Origin of the sequence: Yersinia kristensenii (assembly GCF_900460525.1) — a bacterium.
GTDB classification, from domain to species: domain Bacteria; phylum Pseudomonadota; class Gammaproteobacteria; order Enterobacterales; family Enterobacteriaceae; genus Yersinia; species Yersinia kristensenii.
Genome location: NZ_UHIY01000001.1, coordinates 340,596 through 358,572, shown reverse-complemented (window position 1 = coordinate 358,572; position 17,977 = coordinate 340,596). Strand labels below are relative to the sequence as shown.

Below are 17,977 nucleotides of genomic sequence, written 5' to 3'. Positions count from 1 at the left end.
CTCCTAGCGGTTACGGGTAAACAGGCTGCCAATACCGTTAGGTAATAAGCGGATAACCAAGACGGCGGTGACCAATAAGCCAACTTGCCCAGCTAATTGCCCATACCAGGAATTCAGCCCAGTTTGTATCGCGCCTAATGCAATCGCTGCAGGAATGGTGCCAACAAGTACATTTGCGCCACCCACCACCACTGAAACAAAGGCTTGAACAATAAAACTGCTGCCCATGGTGGGAACGGCCGTGAGTGTCGGGGCATAAATGGCCCCGGCCAATCCTGCCAGCCCAGCGCCTAGTGCGAATGTCAGGGTATAAATCCGGTCAGTTTCTAATCCCAAACAGGCAGCCATGCGGGCATTTTGAATCGTGGCTCTGGCACAGACGCCGTAATTGGTGTGGAAAAATAGCCAATAGAGCACCATTAAAATGGCAATGGCAAAGAAGGGCAGTAATGCTCGGTAAGTGGCAAAGGAGTATTCGCCGAGGGTGAATGAGCCGAACGGCGTAGACAGCCCCTCCAGTGATGGGCCGGCAATTAGCAGCATACTTTGCTGTACAATCAAGCTGATAGCCCAAGTGGCTACCACCGAATCATACAAACGGCCATAGAGATGGCGCACCACCAGGCGCTCGATGACGCCGCCGAAGAAGGCCGCCGCCAAAGTCCCGGCCAGCATGGCAAAAGGCAGTGGCAATCCCGCTTTATTCATCAGAATGGTGACATAAGCACCACACATAATGAATTCGCCGTGCGCCAGATTGATCACCCCCATCATGCCAAAAATAACCGCCAGCCCCAGTGCTGCCAGCACCAGATAGGCGAAGTTATCGCCAAACTGATAAATCACCGAATAGAGAAAGGATAGCGTTAACATCGATTGGCAATCCTGGGTGTCTTGATTGACACCATTGAAAATGGATAACACAGGGAAGTTCGCTCAAGCGGTGACTTCCCGACAAAGTTGCCCTTTCAGACTGCTGACAGAGCCAAATGAAGGGGAACCGTGCCGTTGGGGCCGTAACGGTATGAGCCGTCGAAGTGCCTCTAGGTGCGGTCAACCCTTCACTCACCGGTTTTGTTAGGCTTTTTTCGGTGGCGATGATGGGGTGTATTGGCTGTTATCCGGTTTCACCGGCAAATTACAACCGGCCTCACCCAACCAATACGGTTTGATGTCTGTCCACACTTTCGGAATCTCGATCGAGTGGTCGTCTTTGACATGGGCCAGATAGATGGTGTGGCTCAAATGATGACTTTTCGGATCGATACAAACTTTTCCTGAGGGGCCGTCAGTACAAATATCGCCACTTTCCAGTGATTTACGCACGGCATCCATATCTGTGGTGCCCGCTTTTTCCACGGCGGCTTTGTACAGATAAACCGCGTCATAAGCATTGGCCGCTTCCTGATTGATATAAGGTTCATTCGGGAATTTGGCGTGGAAACGCTGTTTGAAATCATTACTGGCGGGGCTATCCACCTCTTCAATGTAGTTAGCCGTGATATACATATCTTTCAATGCTGGGGCTTTAAAGCGCTTGTGCTCATAAGCCTGGCCGACACTGACGGAGCTGCCCATGGGCAAGTTCAGTTTTGCCGCCGCTTGTTGCTCGTAATAAGAGGATTGGTTTGCCCCGACCAGCAAGGTCATCACGAAATCAGGCTTGGCTTTCTGGATGTTTTGAATGGTTTGACCAAATTGTGAAACGCTCAGCGGGATAAACTCCTCACCCACCATGGTGCCGCCATTTTCTTCGACAATTTTGCGTACCCATTCAGCGGAGATTTGCCCGAAATTATAGTCGGCAGCAATGGTGTAAACTTTTTTGCCGTACTTCTCCATCATCCACGGGATCAAGGTTGAGAATTGCTGTTCAGGTACTGCGCCGGTGACGAACACATTGGAGTCACACACCCCGCCTTCATATTGATTGTTATACCAATAGAGCTGTTTTTCGCGATCCATTATCGGGCGGATAGCTTCGCGTGAGGCACTGGAAAACGCCCCAAATATCACATCCACTTTGTCATTTTTAATTAAGCGGCGCGCCATTTGTTGGAAGCGGGTGTTATCGGATTGTGTATCGTATTTGACCAATTCGATTGGGCGTCCGAGGATGCCGCCTTTGGCATTAATTTCTTCTACCGCAAGTTCTGTGGCATGAATTTTGGGAATCACCGGTAAAGCAAAGTTACCGGATGCATCTTCCAACAAACCAATTTTCACCGGTTTTTCTGCCGCCATCGCCATATCTGAGTAGGTCACGGCACAGGCAACGGCCAGCGCGATTGAGAGTGTGGTGGGATGACATTTCATTCTCGACCATTTTATTTTCGACATAAATACCCCTGATATTGGTTAAAAAAGTGGGTCTGAAAAAAAGCCAAAAAAAAAGCCCGGCAAAGTCAGATGACATTGCGAGGGCTCTATTGCCATAACCACAAGCCGACAACGTTGGCGTTCTTGCGGAGAAGTCATGGCCACTATAAAAAGCATTTAGAGTGGTTGTCAACGAAGAATTTTCAATAAAAATCAAATAGTAAAATTGAAAATCGTTGCACTAAATCAGGGCTTTCTGTTGCACGAAAATGGCTCATTAATGCGCAAGCGCTAACGGCGGGTGAAGAATAGCAAAGCGGTGAGATTATCTAACAGGAACGGGTGGAATATGGCGGTAGAGGTTAATAAATTGCACCAGTGGGGTGCTTAAAAATTATTCAAAATTTTGTCTGTTTTTACCGGTAATCATTTCATTGGTAATAGGTCCAACCCCGGCGAAACTACCGAGGTTGGATTTTGATGCTAACCGCAGCGGTTACATTTCGATGCCTGAATCTGTTGGAAGAAATCATTACCTTTATCATCCACCAAGATAAAGGCCGGGAAGTCTTCCACTTCAATTTTCCAGATGGCTTCCATACCCAATTCAGGATATTCCACACATTCCAGACTTTTGATACTGTTTTGCGCCAACACCGCAGCCGGGCCGCCGATGCTGCCCAGATAGAAGCCACCGTGTTTGTGACAAGCATCCGTCACTTGTTGGCTCCGGTTGCCTTTTGCCAGCATGATCATGCTGCCACCGTGGGATTGCAGTAGGTCGACATAGGAATCCATGCGGCCCGCCGTGGTTGGCCCAAGGGATCCGGAGGCATAACCTTCTGGTGTTTTGGCTGGTCCCGCGTAGTAAATCGGATGGTCTTTAATGTATTGCGGTAACCCTTCGCCGTTATCCAGCCGCTCTTTTAATTTTGCATGGGCAATGTCACGGCCAACAATAATAGTGCCGGTCAATGACAAACGGGTAGAAACTGGATACTGCGACAGCTCTTTTAAGATATCGGCCATGGGGCGGTTAAGGTCGATTTTAACCACTTTGCCTTCGGTGCTGTTGCGCAGGTGCTCAGGGATATATTTCCCCGGATTCTGCTCCAGTTTTTCCAGCCAGATACCTTTGCGGTTAATTTTGCCTTTGATATTGCGGTCAGCGGAGCAGGAAACGCCCATCCCGACCGGGCAGGATGCACCGTGGCGTGGCAGGCGAACGACGCGCACATCGTGAGCAAAGTACTTGCCGCCAAATTGCGCGCCCAGACCTAAGTCCTGTGCGGCTTCCAATAATTCTTGTTCAAGCTGAACATCACGGAAAGCTTGCCCGTGCTCATTCCCCTCGGTTGGCAGGCCATCGTAATACTTGGTGGAGGCCAGTTTGACGGTCTTGAGGGTGCTTTCAGCTGAGGTGCCGCCGATAACAAAAGCAATATGGTAGGGCGGGCAGGCCGCTGTACCCAAGGTGCGCATTTTCTCCACCAGATAGTCTTTCAACTTACCCGGTGACAACAGCGCTTTAGTTTCCTGATACAGATAGGTTTTGTTGGCGGAGCCGCCACCTTTGGTGACGAACAGGAATTTGTAATCTTCGCCCTCGGTGCTGTACAGATCGATTTGCGCTGGCAGGTTGGTGCCGGTGTTCACTTCTTTGTACATATCCAGCGCCGCGTTTTGCGAGTAGCGCAGGTTATCTTCAATAAAGGTGTTATACACGCCGCGCGACAGGGCTTCAGCATCATTGCCGCCCGTCCAAACACGTTGGCCTTTTTTACCCACGATAATGGCGGTGCCGGTATCCTGGCAGGTCGGTAAAATCCCTTTGGCCGAGATTTCCGAGTTGCGCAGGAATTGCAAGGCCACATATTTGTCATTTTCGCTGGCTTCCGGGTCATCCAAAATTGCGGCGACTTGCTTTTGGTGCGCGGGGCGGAGCAGGAATGAGGCGTCATGGAAAGCATGTTGGGCGAGGAGGGTCAGGGCTTCTGGCTCGACTTTCAGAATGTCGTGGCCTTCAAACTGTGCAACCGAGACGTGATTATTACTGACAAGGTAATACTCAGTATCGTCTTCCTTTAGCGGGAAGGGATCCTGATAGTGGAACGGTTTGTTTGACATATTTTTCTCACATTCAACATCAGTTAGCGAAAGTGTTCGATAACAGAAACAATCGTTAGAGGAACCATTAGCGGAGCCAAGTCGATATTTTTTTAACTCTGACTTTGGCGATGATCTTACTATAGATTGTCAGCGCGAGGCGACGGCTCAACCCTCTTTATAAAGGATGGGTCTCATTTTCCGCACTTATCGATGGTTCTCGTTGGATTACGGTGGGAAACTGGCCGACCGCCAATATTTATCTCTGTATAAGAATGCTTTTCAGTGTTGAAGTCTACATGCTGAGAGGTTACATCAGAGGCCAGCTCAGCTGGCATCGACGTTCGAGATAACCTGTTCAACATCATCCAGGGTGCCGATTTTCACTTCGCCGGTTCTGCACATTTTACTTTTGTCGATCAGTAAAATGGATTGTGTGGCGCGCTTCAGCAGCATGGTTTTGAATTCGGCATTAAATGGGTTGGAATCCCACATAATGCCGTCAGTATCAATGCCTTCACATGAGAAGATAAACAGGTCAATTTCGATGCTTTTCAGTAAGGAAAACAGTGCTGGATTAACATAACAGGCATATTTGCGCTGTAACCGCCCTCCGGCACTGATCAACTCGATATTTTGGTGTTTCGCCAATTCCTGACAAATCCGCACACTATTGGTAAACACCGTAATATCAATATCTGGCAGCTTCTTCGCTAAATACCAACAGGTGGAGCTGGCATCCAGCGCAATCACCATTCCGCTGTCAATCAGAGATAGGGCGTGGGCGGCAATACTGGCCTTACTGGAAAGATGGCTTTTCAGCCGCCTGGTGAAAGGATCACCGCTGTCTTTGGTGGCGCGTTTAATACTTTTGGCTCGTCCGTGCTGACGGATGATCAATCCCTGTGCTTGTAACTCATTCAGGTCACGACGAATGGTTTCCTGACTGACTGCAAGTAAGCGAGCCAGGTCTGCCGTCGTCAGCATTTCATGCTGTTTGATCTGTTGCAGTATTTCCTGGTGACGGGATGCTTTCATGATCCTCTCCATCAGCAATGCCATGTATTACATGCCAGTTTAATACCAACACTAAATACATGGCTAAAGGCGTGAGGTTACGTGATCATCGATTTAAAAAACAGGCGTTACCCCCTTCTTTAGGAGAATATTGCCATATTTGGCGGTCTCTCCTGTGATGACGATCGCAAATGCTTGTTGGGCGCGTTGGTAAAAAGCAAAACGGTCAATGCGCTCAATCGGTAAAGCTTTTTCTGCACCGAACAGAGCCTGTAGATAACGTTGTTCAACCGACGCGTCCAGCGTATCCCCCTCAACTGCGGCCATCATCACCAGTGGTGGGGCGTAGCTGTCTAGTTCGAACAGTGGAATAGTGGCTGCCAGTAAAGCGCTGACAGATAACCCATCAGCATGAATCACTTGTGGCCCACCATTTTTGCCAATGGCATGAGCGGGAAAATGGGCATCTGAGAAAATGATTTCATCACCGTGCCCCATTTCCGCCAATGTTTTTAGCAGTTGTGGTGATAGCAGTGGCGAGATAGTTTTAAGCATGACACTCTCCTGTTAAAGGTATGGTTGCAGCTAATGGGGCAGGACTTGCGTTAAGCGATTGATAAAACGGCTGTTGTTCGCCAGGATAATAATATTGATAGCGATAATTGACCTGTGCTCTGGCCTGTTCGGCACTGGCGTAGTAACCCGTTGCGTGCCAGGCAAATAGCGCTGCTCCCAGCACCGTGGTTTCCGACTCATCAATGACTTTAACCGGCAAATTGAGCACGTCAGCTTTGATTTGGTTCCACAGCATATTGCGGCTGCCGCCGCCGACCAGCAGTAATTCCCGAGTACGGAATTCGCCAATCCTTTCCAGCACTGCCAGATTATCCTTCAATTGCCAGGCCAGACTCTCTAACGCGGAACGGTAAAAGTGCCCACGCCCGCTCGATAGCGACACTCCTTGCCAGCCACCGGACAAATGATGACCCGCACTCCCCAGCAAGTTGCAATCCATGCGCATACCATTCGCACCCGGCGCAATAGCTGTCGCCTCGGCAATCATTTGCCGGTAAATGTCGGCACAGGCATCATCGTGCCAGTACAGTTTTCGTACCCATTCCAACACCCCTGAGGCCAACCACTGCAACCCTGGGTTAAATAAGCGCGAGCAACTGTCTAACTCACAGGTCGAACCGGTAAATTGTGGCAGCAGGGCGGTATTCACGTTCGGCGTGCGTACCATCAGGATTTCCCAAGTTCCTGATGACAACACCGGCTGGTCTAAATCTGCCCCTGAACCGAATAAAGCAAATTGGGTATCATGACCGGCAGAAATCACCGGTAAGCCCGCTGGTAGCCCCAAATCAGCGGCAATGCTCGGTAACAATTGGCCGATAATTTCACCCGCGGCGACCATCGGCGGGAATAAATCGGCTTGTATACCTATCTTTTGTAAAATAGCGTCACTGAATTGTTCCCGTTTCACATCGAGCAACTGGCTGGTGCCAGCCATAGTGCGGTCAGTGGTAAATTCCCCTGTGAGGCGCTGATTGATCAATGATGAAATAAATAGCCAGGCATGGGCCTGCTCAACCAAGTCCGGCTTATTCTCTTGTAGCCAAATCAGCTTGTATAAGGTGTTAAAACTGAACTGACCAATACCGGATATCTGTTGTAATTTTTCGGCAGACATATAGCGGGAGATATCTTCCATTATCGCTATGGTGCGCGGGCACTTCCAACTGATAATCGGGTACAGCATATTGCCACTGGCATCCACTAAAGCCCCGTCCACCCCAAAGGTGGTCACGGTCAGCGCATGGATCTTACATTGATGAATCTGTGGCAGTAATTGGCGACAACACTGGGCAAAACTGTGCAAAATGCCCTCCAGCGGCCACAATTGCCATTGTGGATTGGCTGAATCGGGCTGGCTGTGGTTGGATAACACGGCTTTGGCAACCACCACACCTTGAGGATCGACCGCAATCGCCCGGATATTGGTGGCGCCGCAATCTAAAACGATGACCACATCGCGCTTCATACATGCTCCTGTCACTCGGCCCAAAGGTTTTCCCCTTGGTTTGATATTGTTTGCTGTCGGAGAAGGGCGCTTCCCTGCACCCCATCTCAAACATCACATTATTTTTTATATAATGGGCCGTAATTGTGGCAGGCACGGTAATCCTGCCCTTCAATATCCATACCGTGTGCACCCCAAGCTGTTGGCCGGTAAACACTTTCTTCTTCTACGTTGTGCATACAAACCGGGATACGCAGCATCGAGGCCAACGTAATCAAGTCTGCGCCCACATGGCCGATGGTCAGTACGCCGTGGTTGGCCCCCCAATTCGCCATCACTGAATACACATCGCTGAATGGCCCTTTGCCGGTCAGGCGTGGTGCAAACCAGGTGGTTGGCCAGCTTGAGTCAGTGCGTTTATCCAAGGTGTCATGCACGGATTTCGGCAGCTCGACACTCCAGCCCTCGGCGATTTGCAACACCGGCCCGACGCCCTTAATCAGGTTGATGCGACTCATAGTAAATGGCACGCCACCGCGGGTCAGGAAGCGAGATGAGAAGCCACCGCCACGGAAGTATTCATGAATTGCCGGGCACCATTCGGTTGCCGCCAGACAAGCATCGGCTTCTTGTTGGCTGATTTCCCAGTGCGGTTTGATGGTCGGTTTACCTTGTGCATCGTTTTGGCTGCATGTGCCATCCAGTGCCGCAGAACCTGAGTTAATCAGATGGATAATGCCGTGCTCAGCTGCCCCTTCAAGTTGATACCCTGTCACACGCTGCACCGCCTCTGGAGACCAGTAGGTGCGTACATCGGCAAAGATCTGCGCGGTCCCCGTCAGAGTATGACCAAACAACATTGCCACGCCGTTCAGACTGTCGTTCTCGGTGGCGATAACCATCGGTTTACGCACTCCGTTCCAGTCAAACGAACTGTTTAGCAGAGCTTCGGCGGTGTCGCCGTTCGGGTATTGATCCGTCCAGTGGCGCTGGCCTTGGAAACCGGCTGCAATGGCGTTATAACCCAATGCTTCTTCACCAAAACCTTTGGTCGCCAGCTTATCGTTACCTTGCATCATGTCGCGGATACAGATGGCCATTTGCAGACTTTCACGTAGCACCGCTCGGCTACTTTCTGGTGAACGGCGATATTGCTCAGCGTTTTTATCTGGCCCAAACTTGAAGTTGTTATCGGCCCATGACAGTGCCAATTCCAGTTCTTGTTCGTCATAGATTTTGTGATCGATACGGCGGCGCAGTTCAGTCATATCAACCGCTTGCACTTTCATACCTAACCAGGACTCAAAGAAATTATGGTCAACGATGGAACCGGCAATCCCCATTGAGACTCCGCCCAGTGACAGGTAGCTTTTGCCTTTCAAACTGGCAACGGCTAACCCGGCACGGGCAAAGCGCAGCAGTTTTTCTTGCACATCAGCAGGAATGCTCGTGTCATTGGCATCTTGTACGTCATGGCCGTAAATCGAGAAAGCAGGTATCCCTTTCTGATTATGGGCAGCCAGTGCCGCAGCCAGATAAACCGCCCCAGGGCGCTCGGTGCCATTAAAGCCCCAAATAGCTTTCGGGCGGAACGGGTCCATATCAATGGTTTCGCTGCCGTAGCACCAGCAAGGGGTTACGGTAATGGTTAGCCCGATATTCTGTGAGCTGAATTTATCATCACAGGCGGCAGATTCGGCCATGCCAGCAATACAGGTATCTGCAATGACGCATTCAACGGGCGTTCCACAAGGATGGCGAACCAATTCTTGCAGGAACTCTGCTGTGGCACGGGCCATTTTCATGGTTTGTTCTTCCAGCGATTCACGAACGCCCATTCTGCGGCCATCAATAACCGGACGAATACCAATTTTTGGTAATTGAATTGTCTTTTTCATAATAGATCCTTATGTTCTGTAGCAAATTTGATTTATCAGTCACCGGCGAAATTAATTCGTAGGTACAGTCTTGAACTTGGCGAAAATAAAGATAATAGCGAAGCACAGTGCAGGAATAAGTTCTGCGGTCGGTATATTTCCTGCCGCATCACTCACCAGCCCCATAATAGGTGTCACAATACCGCCACCAACAATCGTCATTACAATAATCGATGCACCATATTTGGTATCTTGATTCAGGTTTTTAATACCTAAAGAGAATATGGTTGGATACTGTATTGACATAAACATACTACATAAAGTCAGTGCTAATAATCCAAAATGCCCCCCTAGTGCTGCTGAAATAATACAGAGCACCATTGAAATGAAAGCGTAGGCGGCTAATACTTTCTCAGGTGCGAAGCGGGTGATTAACCAAGTGCCACTGAATCGACCGATGAAGAAACAGACCATGGTGGCGGTTAAATAATTAGCTGCGTATCCGGGAGTTATATTAGGTAACTCCTCAATGGCGTAACGAATTAAATAACTCCAGCACGCAGTTTGTGCACCGACGTAGCAAAATTGTGCTAATACAGCCCAGCGCCAGTGAGTTATTTTTAATAAACGTGGTAATGATGCAAAGAATGAACCGTTATGTGTGTCGTCTGACTCGCTTTTTATTGTTGGGAAACGGGTAATAAGAATTAACAGCGCAACAAAAATAACCACTGCCACAATAATCAAATAAGGCAGTTGTACCGCTTTGACCAAACTATGATGGTAGCTATTTAAATCCTCAACCGACAATTTATCTAATACTTCCTGTGTCTGATGAGGGACATTGGAGAGGATTAAACTTTGCCCGAATACCACGGCGATAATGGCACCAAAGGAGTTAAATGTTTGCGCCAGGTTGATACGGAAATGGCTGCTTTTCTCAGGCCCCAACACGGTAACAAACGGATTAGCGGCAGTTTCAAGGCAACCTAAACCCGCAGCGATAATGAATAAACCGATTAAAAACAAGGTGTAATTCATCGTCTCAGCAGCAGGCCAAAACAGGGCTGCCCCAAAAGCGTAGAACAGTAATCCGGTAATGATCCCAGCTTTATAACTGAATCTTTTCATCAAGATGCCAGCCGGTATTGGGATCAAAAAGTAACCAAAATAGAAAGATGATTGAATCAGACCAGCTTGGAAATTGGTCAGAGTAAATGCCTGTTGAAACTGAGGTAATAAAATATCATTCAGGTTGTTTGCTACTGCCCAAAGAAAGAACAGTGAGCACAGCAATGCGAAAGGAATCAGATATCTTTTTTTATTTGCCGACTCGTCACTTACCGAGGCGGAAATTTTAGCGCTATCTGTTTGTATTAAAATATTTCCCATGATGCCCTCGTCAGATGTTGCACTTATTCTACTCGTCTTGAAATACGAAATGCTCGACGGAAGTCTTTTATTTAATGAATGATATTTTTCTCTAGCTGATATGAACTGCCTGAGTGCAAATTAAAATATCCTCATTGCGTTAAGTCCCGTTCTTTATAAGGTAAAAATCGCCAAAAAGTATGAGCTAAATCACATTGATAACTCAATGCTTATATTTTGTGATGATAGTCACTTTAAATAAAAATAATTAATGACCGTTTGAAATGAATTGTGTTTCAAACACACAGTCGAGATGACCGATTTTTTTGTTTCTGTCACAAACGGTCAATTAGGTATAAATATATATGTAAACAATAATTTGACCGTTTAATCATATTGTATTTCCAAACGGACATTTTATAAAAATAAATAAGACTTAAATCATCATTAAGTGATGAATACTCATGATCTGGTTCACACTTTTGCGTGCTTCATTTTTGACTTTAATTAAATAAGAGAAAAATATGCCGAATATTCACAATCATTAACCCATATCCATTATTTAATGCATTTCACTATTTAAGCATTTGCATTCCAAGAGAGGAAAAAATGAAAAAAGAAGTATTGGCGCGCGACATAATAAATACTTGTCTGGAAATGACCCGTTTAGGTCTGAATCAAGGCACTGCAGGCAATGTGAGTGTGCGCTATCAAGAGGGTTTTTTGATTACCCCATCCGGTATTGCTTACGACAAGCTCACTGAATCGCACATTGTTTATATTGACGCCGACGGCCACCACGAGGCGGGCAAAGTTCCGTCCAGTGAATGGCGTTTTCATCAGGCGGTTTACCAAACCCGACTCGATGCCAATGCGGTGGTACATAACCATTCTATCCATTGCACCGCCGTTTCGATCCTTAATCGCCCGATCCCGGCAATTCATTACATGATTGCCGCGGCGGGGGGCGATGATATTCCCTGTGCGCCTTATGCCACCTTTGGTACCAAAGCGCTGTCGGAACATGTCGCGGTGGCGATGAAAAACCGTAAAGCGACTTTGTTACAGCATCATGGTCTGATTGCTTGTGAAGAAAATCTGGCAAAAGCGCTGTGGCTGGCCCATGAGGTGGAGGTTTTGGCAACACTGCTGCTGGCTATCTTGCCGATTGTTGATGAAGTACCCGTGTTATCCAAAGAAGAAATTAGTGTGGTGTTGGAAAAGTTCAAAACCTACGGTTTGCGGGTTGAAGAGTAGTGGGTAGGCAAAACAGCCGTTGGATTAAAACACCGAGGAATCAAGCATGAACAGAATGATTTTAAATGAAACTGCGTGGTTTGGTCGTGGTTCACTGGCGGCGCTGACCGATGAAGTTACGCGCCGCGGTTATCAAAAAGCATTGGTCGTTACGGATAAAATGCTACTCGAATGTGGCGTGGCAACCCGTTTAATCAGTCGCCTGGAACAGGCCGGACTCGATTTTGCCGTTTTTGATGCTGTTAAACCTAATCCCACCATCCACATTGTGCAGCAAGGGGTGAATGCTTTTCGCCAAAGTGGGGCGGACTATCTGATAGCACTAGGGGGCGGCTCGCCACAAGATACTTGTAAAGCTATTGGTATCATTATCAATAACCCTGAATTTGCTGATGTGCGCAGCCTGGAAGGAGTCGCCAACACTCGAAAACCCTGTATCCCCATTCTGGCTATCCCCACCACGGCGGGGACTGCCGCTGAAGTGACCATTAACTATGTGATTACTGACGAAGAGCGGAGGCGCAAATTTGTTTGTGTTGATCCTCACGCCATTCCCGCCGTGGCATTTATTGATGCCGACATGATGGACAGCATGCCTGCGGCACTTAAAGCGGCTACCGGTGTAGATGCTTTAACGCATGCGATTGAGGGATATCTGACCAAAGGTGCCTGGGAGCTGACTGATACTTTGCATCTCAAGGCCATTGAGGTCATTAGCCGCGCCTTGCGGGCATCAGTAATGGGGGATGCTGCGGCGAGCGAAGATATGGCGCTCGGGCAATATATTGCTGGAATGGGATTCTCAAATGTGGGGTTGGGTCTGGTGCATGGTATGGCTCACCCGTTAGGGGCGTTTTATAACATGCCACACGGTGTGGCCAATGCCATTTTATTGCCTTATATCATGCGTTATAACGCCCCTTATACCGGTGAGCGTTTCCGTCAAATTGCGGTGGCGATGGGGTTGGAAAAGGCATTGAGTGCGCCGCTGGAGCAGGTGCGCGAGCAAACTATTGCGGCGGTATTCGCACTAAACCGTGATATTGGCATTCCAGCCTCTCTGAGTGCTGTCGGGATGCGGGCTGATGATATTCCAGCGCTGGCTGCGGCGGCGTTTGCTGATGTTTGTACTGGGGGTAACCCGCGTGAAGCCTCAGTTGCAGAGATTGTGGCGCTTTATCATCAAGCTTGCTGAAAAGAACGGATAATTGTCACAAATATACAATAAAGTCATGAGGGAAGTTTAATCCCCATGGCTTTATTGATACCAAACAACTCCCACACCACCCAAAAGAGGTAGGGTTGCTGGTGCGGGACGGGCTATTTATTACCCTAATTATAACAATTGCTGTCATTGGGCCACTGGGTTCCGTCTTAATCCCCCTCCCGCTGAATTACTCATTTTTTTGAATTAATCGGATTCCATCCCTTGGGGGTGTTATCTATTTTCTGGAATGCAACCAAGTGGGAATCTTATGAAAGAGACCAACGAATCCCGGCTGTTTACGGCAGAAGTTACTCGCCGAAAACTGGTCCAAACCACCCTTATCGGCGGCCTCGCTGTGGCGACTGGGGCATTTTCGCTACCGTTTTCGCGCACTGCCCGCGCGGTTCAATCTGCTATAAACCCGGCTAATGATGGCAAAGTGATATGGAGCGCTTGCACTGTTAACTGCGGTAGCCGCTGCCCATTACGCATGCATGTGGTTGATGATGAAATTAAATATGTCGAAACCGACAATACCGGTGACGACAATTTTGAGGGTTTGCACCAAGTGCGAGCGTGTTTACGTGGCCGCTCCATGCGCCGCCGCGTGTATAACCCTGACCGATTGAAATACCCGATGAAACGCGTCGGGGCACGCGGGGAAGGCAAGTTCAAACGGATCTCATGGGATGAGGCTTTTGATACCCTTGCGGCCAGCATGAAAAGCATCATTAATGAGTATGGAAACGAAGCCATCTATCTGAATTATGGCACGGGTACGTTGGGTGGCACCATGACCCGCTCGTGGCCGCCGGGTTCAACCTTATTGGCGCGGCTGATGAATTGCTGCGGCGGCTATCTTAATCATTATGGTGACTACAGCACTGCACAGATTGCCGCCGGATTGAATTATACCTATGGCGGCTGGGCTGACGGCAATAGCCCCTCAGATATCGAAAACAGCAAACTGGTGGTGTTGTTTGGCAATAACCCCGGCGAAACCCGGATGAGTGGCGGTGGTGTCACTTATTATCTGGAACAGGCAAGGGAAAAATCCAATGCCAAGATGATTGTGATTGATCCGCGTTATACCGATACCGCCGCAGGTCGTGAGGATGAGTGGATCCCGCTGCGACCGGGGACAGATGCCGCACTCGCCAGTGCGCTGGCTTATGTGATGATCACTGAAAATCTGGTGGATCAGCCGTTCCTCGATAAATATTGCGTTGGCTATGACGAAAAAACCCTGCCAGAAAGCGCGCCGAAAAATGGCCATTACAAAGCCTATATTTTAGGACAAGGTGCGGATGAAACCGCTAAAACGCCGCAATGGGCAGAGGCCATTACCGGTATTCCGGCGGCGAAAATTATTAAATTAGGGCGCGAAATCGGCTCGGTCAAGCCCGCTTATATCGCGCAAGGTTGGGGCCCACAGCGCCATGCCAACGGTGAAACGGCCAGCCGTGCTATTGCCATGCTGGCGATCCTGACGGGTAACGTAGGGATCAATGGCGGTAATTCCGGTGCGCGTGAAGGTTCCTATAGCTTGCCGTTTGTCCGTATGCCGACCTTGGAAAACCCGGTTAAAACCAGTATTTCAATGTTCTTGTGGACTGATGCCATTGAGCGCGGTCCGGAAATGACCGCCACCCGCGACGGGGTGCGCGGCAAAGATAAACTGGACGTGCCTATCAAGTTTATCTGGAACTACGCCAGTAATTGCCTGATTAATCAACATGCTGAAATTAACCGCACCCATGACATTCTGCAAGATGATAAAAAATGCGAAATGATTGTAGTCATTGATAACCACATGACTTCGTCAGCCCAATATGCCGATATTATCCTGCCAGACTGCACGGCCTCTGAGCAGATGGATTTCTGCCTTGATGCTTCCAGCGGCAATATGGCGTATGTCATTTTTGCCGATCAGGCCATCAAACCGCGCTTTGAATGCAAAAACATCTATGAAATGACCAGTGAGCTGGCAAAACGCATGGGGGTTGAGCAGCAATTTACTGAAGGACGCTCGCAGGAGGGGTGGTTACGCCATCTTTATCAGCAATCACAACAGGCTATTCCTGAGTTGCCGTCATTTGAGGAATTTCGCGAGCAGGGCATCTTTAAAAAGCGCGATCCGGCAGGGCACCATGTGGCCTATAAAGCATTCCGCGCCGATCCCTTGGCTAATCCGTTAACGACTCCATCGGGCAAAATCGAAATTTACTCCGCCGAATTGGCACAAATTGCCGCCACTTGGGAGTTGCAGCCGGACGATATTATTGATCCATTGCCCGTGTACGCCGCGGGTTTCGAGAGTTTTGACGACCCGCTAAACCAAAAATATCCGTTGCAGCTCACCGGCTTCCATTACAAAGCCAGAACTCACTCAACTTACGGCAACGTCGATGTACTGAAAGCGGCCTGCCGTCAGGAAATGTGGATTAATCCGCTAGATGCCCGCGCGCGCGACATCAAAAATGGCGACATTGTGCGCATCTTCAATGGCCGTGGCGAAGTCCACATTGATGCAAAAGTCACGCCGCGCATGATGCCGGGGGTGGTGGCGCTGGGGGAGGGGGCGTGGTACAGCCCGGATAAAAACCGCATCGACAGGGCCGGCAGTATTAACGTATTGACCACACAGCGCCCCTCTCCGTTGGCGAAAGGGAACCCATCCCATACCAACCTCGTTCAAGTAACCAAGGCTTAAGGAGCTAACTGATGACGCAATATGGTTTTTACATCGACTCCAGCCGCTGCACGGGGTGCAAAACTTGCGAACTGGCTTGCAAGGATTTCAAAAACTTATCAACTGATGTCAGTTTCCGGCGCATTTACGAATATGCCGGAGGTGACTGGCAGCAGGATAACGGTGCATGGCACCAGAATGTGTTTGCTTACTATCTCTCTATCGCCTGCAACCACTGTAGTGACCCCGCCTGTACCAAAGTGTGCCCGAGTGGCGCGATGCATAAGCGCGATGATGGTTTTGTGGTGGTGAACGAGGATATTTGTATCGGTTGTCGCTACTGCCATATGGCTTGCCCGTACGGTGCACCGCAATATGACGAAGCAAAAGGGCATATGACTAAGTGTGACGGTTGCTATGAGCGCGTGGCAGCAGGTAAAAAGCCAATTTGTGTCGATTCTTGTCCATTGCGAGCGCTGGATATGGCCCCTATTGATGAATTGCGTGAGAAATATGGTGAGTTAGCTGAAGTTGCACCACTGCCCGCCGCGCATTTTACCTTGCCGAATATTGTCGTGAAACCAAATGCCAACAGCCGCCCGGTCAGAGATACCACCGGTCATCTGGCAAATCCGAAGGAGGTATAACATGGGTATGGGATGGCATGAATGGCCATTAATGGTCTTTACGGTACTAGGGCAGTGCGTGGTCGGGGGCTTTATTGTTCTGGGGCTGGCGCTGTTATTTGGCGGCTTGAGCCGCGGGCAGCAACAGCGGATTCACCGCAGTATGTTTGTCTTGTGGGGGCTAATGGCGCTGGCCTTTATTGCCTCAACGCTGCATCTGGGGTCGCCGATGCGGGCATTCAACTCATTAAATCGGGTCGGAGAATCGGCACTGAGTAATGAGATAGCCGCGGGTTCGCTATTCTTTGCCGTAGCCGGTTTTTACTGGTTGTTGGCGGTTTTGGATAAGATGCCCGCCGTGCTGGGTAAGATCTGGCTGGTGGTCGCCATGGTGCTGGGCGTGGTATTTGTCTACGCCATGTGTCGGGTTTACTCTATTGATACTGTACCCACTTGGGATAGTGTCTATACGCCGCTGGGCTTTGTGCTGACCGTCTTTATCGGTGGGCCGATTTTGGGTTATCTGCTGCTGCAACTGGCTGATATTCATGGGCGAGCAATGCTGCAATTGCCAATGATCAGTGTATTGGCGCTGATCATCAGTATCGCCAGTGTCATTATGCAGGCGGCGAGTTTGCCGCTGATTTACAGCTCAGTACAGCAAGCTTCTGAGCTTATTCCTCATTACGGCACCTTGATGGTTTGGCGCTTGGTGCTGTTGGTGTTGGGTTTGGGTTGCTGGATTTGCCCGTTAATCCGAGGGCGCGCGCCCATGACTCTCGGAATGATTTTTGCCATGTTATTGATTATTATTGCTGAATTGATTGGCCGTGGCGTGTTTTATGGGCTGCATATGACGGTGGGAATGACATGATTTATCAGCAGGTTGAACTGACGGGGCGAGTCTTAGGTATATTGTTTTATTGTGAGCCAGATAGCCCTGAATGCCGTGATATTGTGGCGCAATTGAGCAATGGCTCATGGGCCGCACAGTGGCCTTATGGATCTGAAGAACAATTGCTGCCAATTGCGGATTTATTGGCGCAATCGGCAGGTGAAGAAACACGAGAAGAAGCCTGGCAGCGGCTGTTTATTGGCCCTTATGCTTTGCCCGCGCCACCTTGGGGCTCCGTCTATCTCGATAAAGAAATTGTGTTATTTGGCGACTCCACCCTAAAACTGCGTAACTGGATGGCGCAAAAGCATGTAGAAGTCACATTGGAACAGGGAGAACCGGAGGATCAGTTCGGTTTAATGCTCATGATGGCCGCCTGGCTGGCAGAACATCAACCCGCTGATTTACCCGAGTTACTGGCAGATCATTTACTGCCATGGGGGTATCGTTATTTAGCTTTGCAGCAGTCTGCTGCGGGGCATCCGTTTTATCAAGGGTTGGCCGAGTTAGCCACTCTGACACTTACCCATTGGCAACATGAATTGCAGGTAACTCCAGCAGTGGTTGAGATATATCACTGAACAAGC

The 17,977-nt window shown here is 49.2% G+C and carries 14 protein-coding genes; 6 read left to right on the top strand and 8 right to left on the bottom strand.

All coding sequences use genetic code 11. From position 1 onward, the window contains the following. Positions 1-3: 3 nt before the first annotated feature. From DX162_RS01745 to fucP, 8 genes are all read right to left on the bottom strand, one after another. Complete coding sequence (locus DX162_RS01745) at positions 4-873, bottom strand: ABC transporter permease subunit (protein WP_032819226.1); 870 nt, start codon at positions 871-873, stop codon at positions 4-6. Between the two features lie 204 nt (positions 874-1,077). Then, complete coding sequence (locus tag DX162_RS01735; protein WP_080548232.1) at positions 1,078-2,244, bottom strand: urea ABC transporter substrate-binding protein; 1,167 nt, start codon at positions 2,242-2,244, stop codon at positions 1,078-1,080. Positions 2,245-2,802: 558 nt separating this feature from the next. After that, positions 2,803-4,446, bottom strand: coding sequence for a class I fumarate hydratase FumA (fumA, locus tag DX162_RS01730; RefSeq protein WP_004389171.1), 1,644 nt, complete (start codon positions 4,444-4,446; stop codon positions 2,803-2,805). 306 nt (positions 4,447-4,752) lie between these two features. Next, the gene (gene fucR, locus DX162_RS01725; protein WP_032819228.1) at positions 4,753-5,463 is read right to left on the bottom strand and encodes an L-fucose operon activator; all 711 of its coding nucleotides are present in this window, start codon (positions 5,461-5,463) and stop codon (positions 4,753-4,755) included. 93 nt (positions 5,464-5,556) lie between these two features. Next, positions 5,557-5,997, bottom strand: a complete 441-nt coding sequence (gene fucU, locus DX162_RS01720) for an L-fucose mutarotase (RefSeq protein ID WP_032819229.1) — start codon at positions 5,995-5,997, stop codon at positions 5,557-5,559. Next, a complete protein-coding gene (gene fucK / locus DX162_RS01715; RefSeq protein WP_004389174.1) occupies positions 5,990-7,486 on the bottom strand; it encodes an L-fuculokinase in 1,497 nt (498 codons plus the stop codon). The genes fucU and fucK overlap by 8 nt, the downstream gene beginning before the upstream one ends. A 98-nt stretch (positions 7,487-7,584) precedes the next feature. After that, positions 7,585-9,363, bottom strand: coding sequence for an L-fucose isomerase (gene fucI, locus DX162_RS01710; protein ID WP_004389175.1), 1,779 nt, complete (start codon positions 9,361-9,363; stop codon positions 7,585-7,587). 51 nt (positions 9,364-9,414) lie between these two features. Beyond that, on the bottom strand, positions 9,415-10,734 hold the full coding sequence (gene fucP / locus DX162_RS01705) for an L-fucose:H+ symporter permease (protein WP_004389177.1): 1,320 nt from the start codon (positions 10,732-10,734) through the stop codon (positions 9,415-9,417). A gap of 588 nt (positions 10,735-11,322) precedes the next feature. Here fucP and DX162_RS01700 point away from each other — a divergent pair. The 6 genes from DX162_RS01700 to dmsD all read left to right on the top strand — a co-directional run bounded on the left by DX162_RS01700 (position 11,323) and on the right by dmsD (position 17,971). Next, positions 11,323-11,970 (top strand): L-fuculose-phosphate aldolase, encoded by a 648-nt coding sequence (locus tag DX162_RS01700; protein ID WP_004389178.1) that lies wholly within the window; start codon positions 11,323-11,325, stop codon positions 11,968-11,970. A gap of 46 nt (positions 11,971-12,016) precedes the next feature. Next, the gene (gene fucO / locus DX162_RS01695; RefSeq protein WP_049559159.1) at positions 12,017-13,165 is read left to right on the top strand and encodes a lactaldehyde reductase; all 1,149 of its coding nucleotides are present in this window, start codon (positions 12,017-12,019) and stop codon (positions 13,163-13,165) included. Positions 13,166-13,445: 280 nt separating this feature from the next. Next, positions 13,446-15,890: a dimethylsulfoxide reductase subunit A gene (gene dmsA, locus DX162_RS01690; protein WP_004389181.1), complete on the top strand. Its 2,445-nt coding sequence runs from the start codon at positions 13,446-13,448 to the stop codon at positions 15,888-15,890. Between the two features lie 8 nt (positions 15,891-15,898). After that, entirely contained in the window at positions 15,899-16,516 is a 618-nt protein-coding gene (locus DX162_RS01685; protein ID WP_032819231.1) for a DMSO/selenate family reductase complex B subunit, read from the top strand. 1 nt (position 16,517) lies between these two features. Further along, entirely contained in the window at positions 16,518-17,369 is an 852-nt protein-coding gene (locus DX162_RS01680) for a dimethyl sulfoxide reductase anchor subunit family protein (RefSeq protein WP_004389183.1), read from the top strand. Then, on the top strand, positions 17,366-17,971 hold the full coding sequence (dmsD, locus tag DX162_RS01675) for a Tat proofreading chaperone DmsD (RefSeq protein ID WP_032819233.1): 606 nt from the start codon (positions 17,366-17,368) through the stop codon (positions 17,969-17,971). Before DX162_RS01680 ends, dmsD begins: the two co-directional genes overlap by 4 nt. The last annotated feature ends 6 nt before the right edge of the window (positions 17,972-17,977 follow it).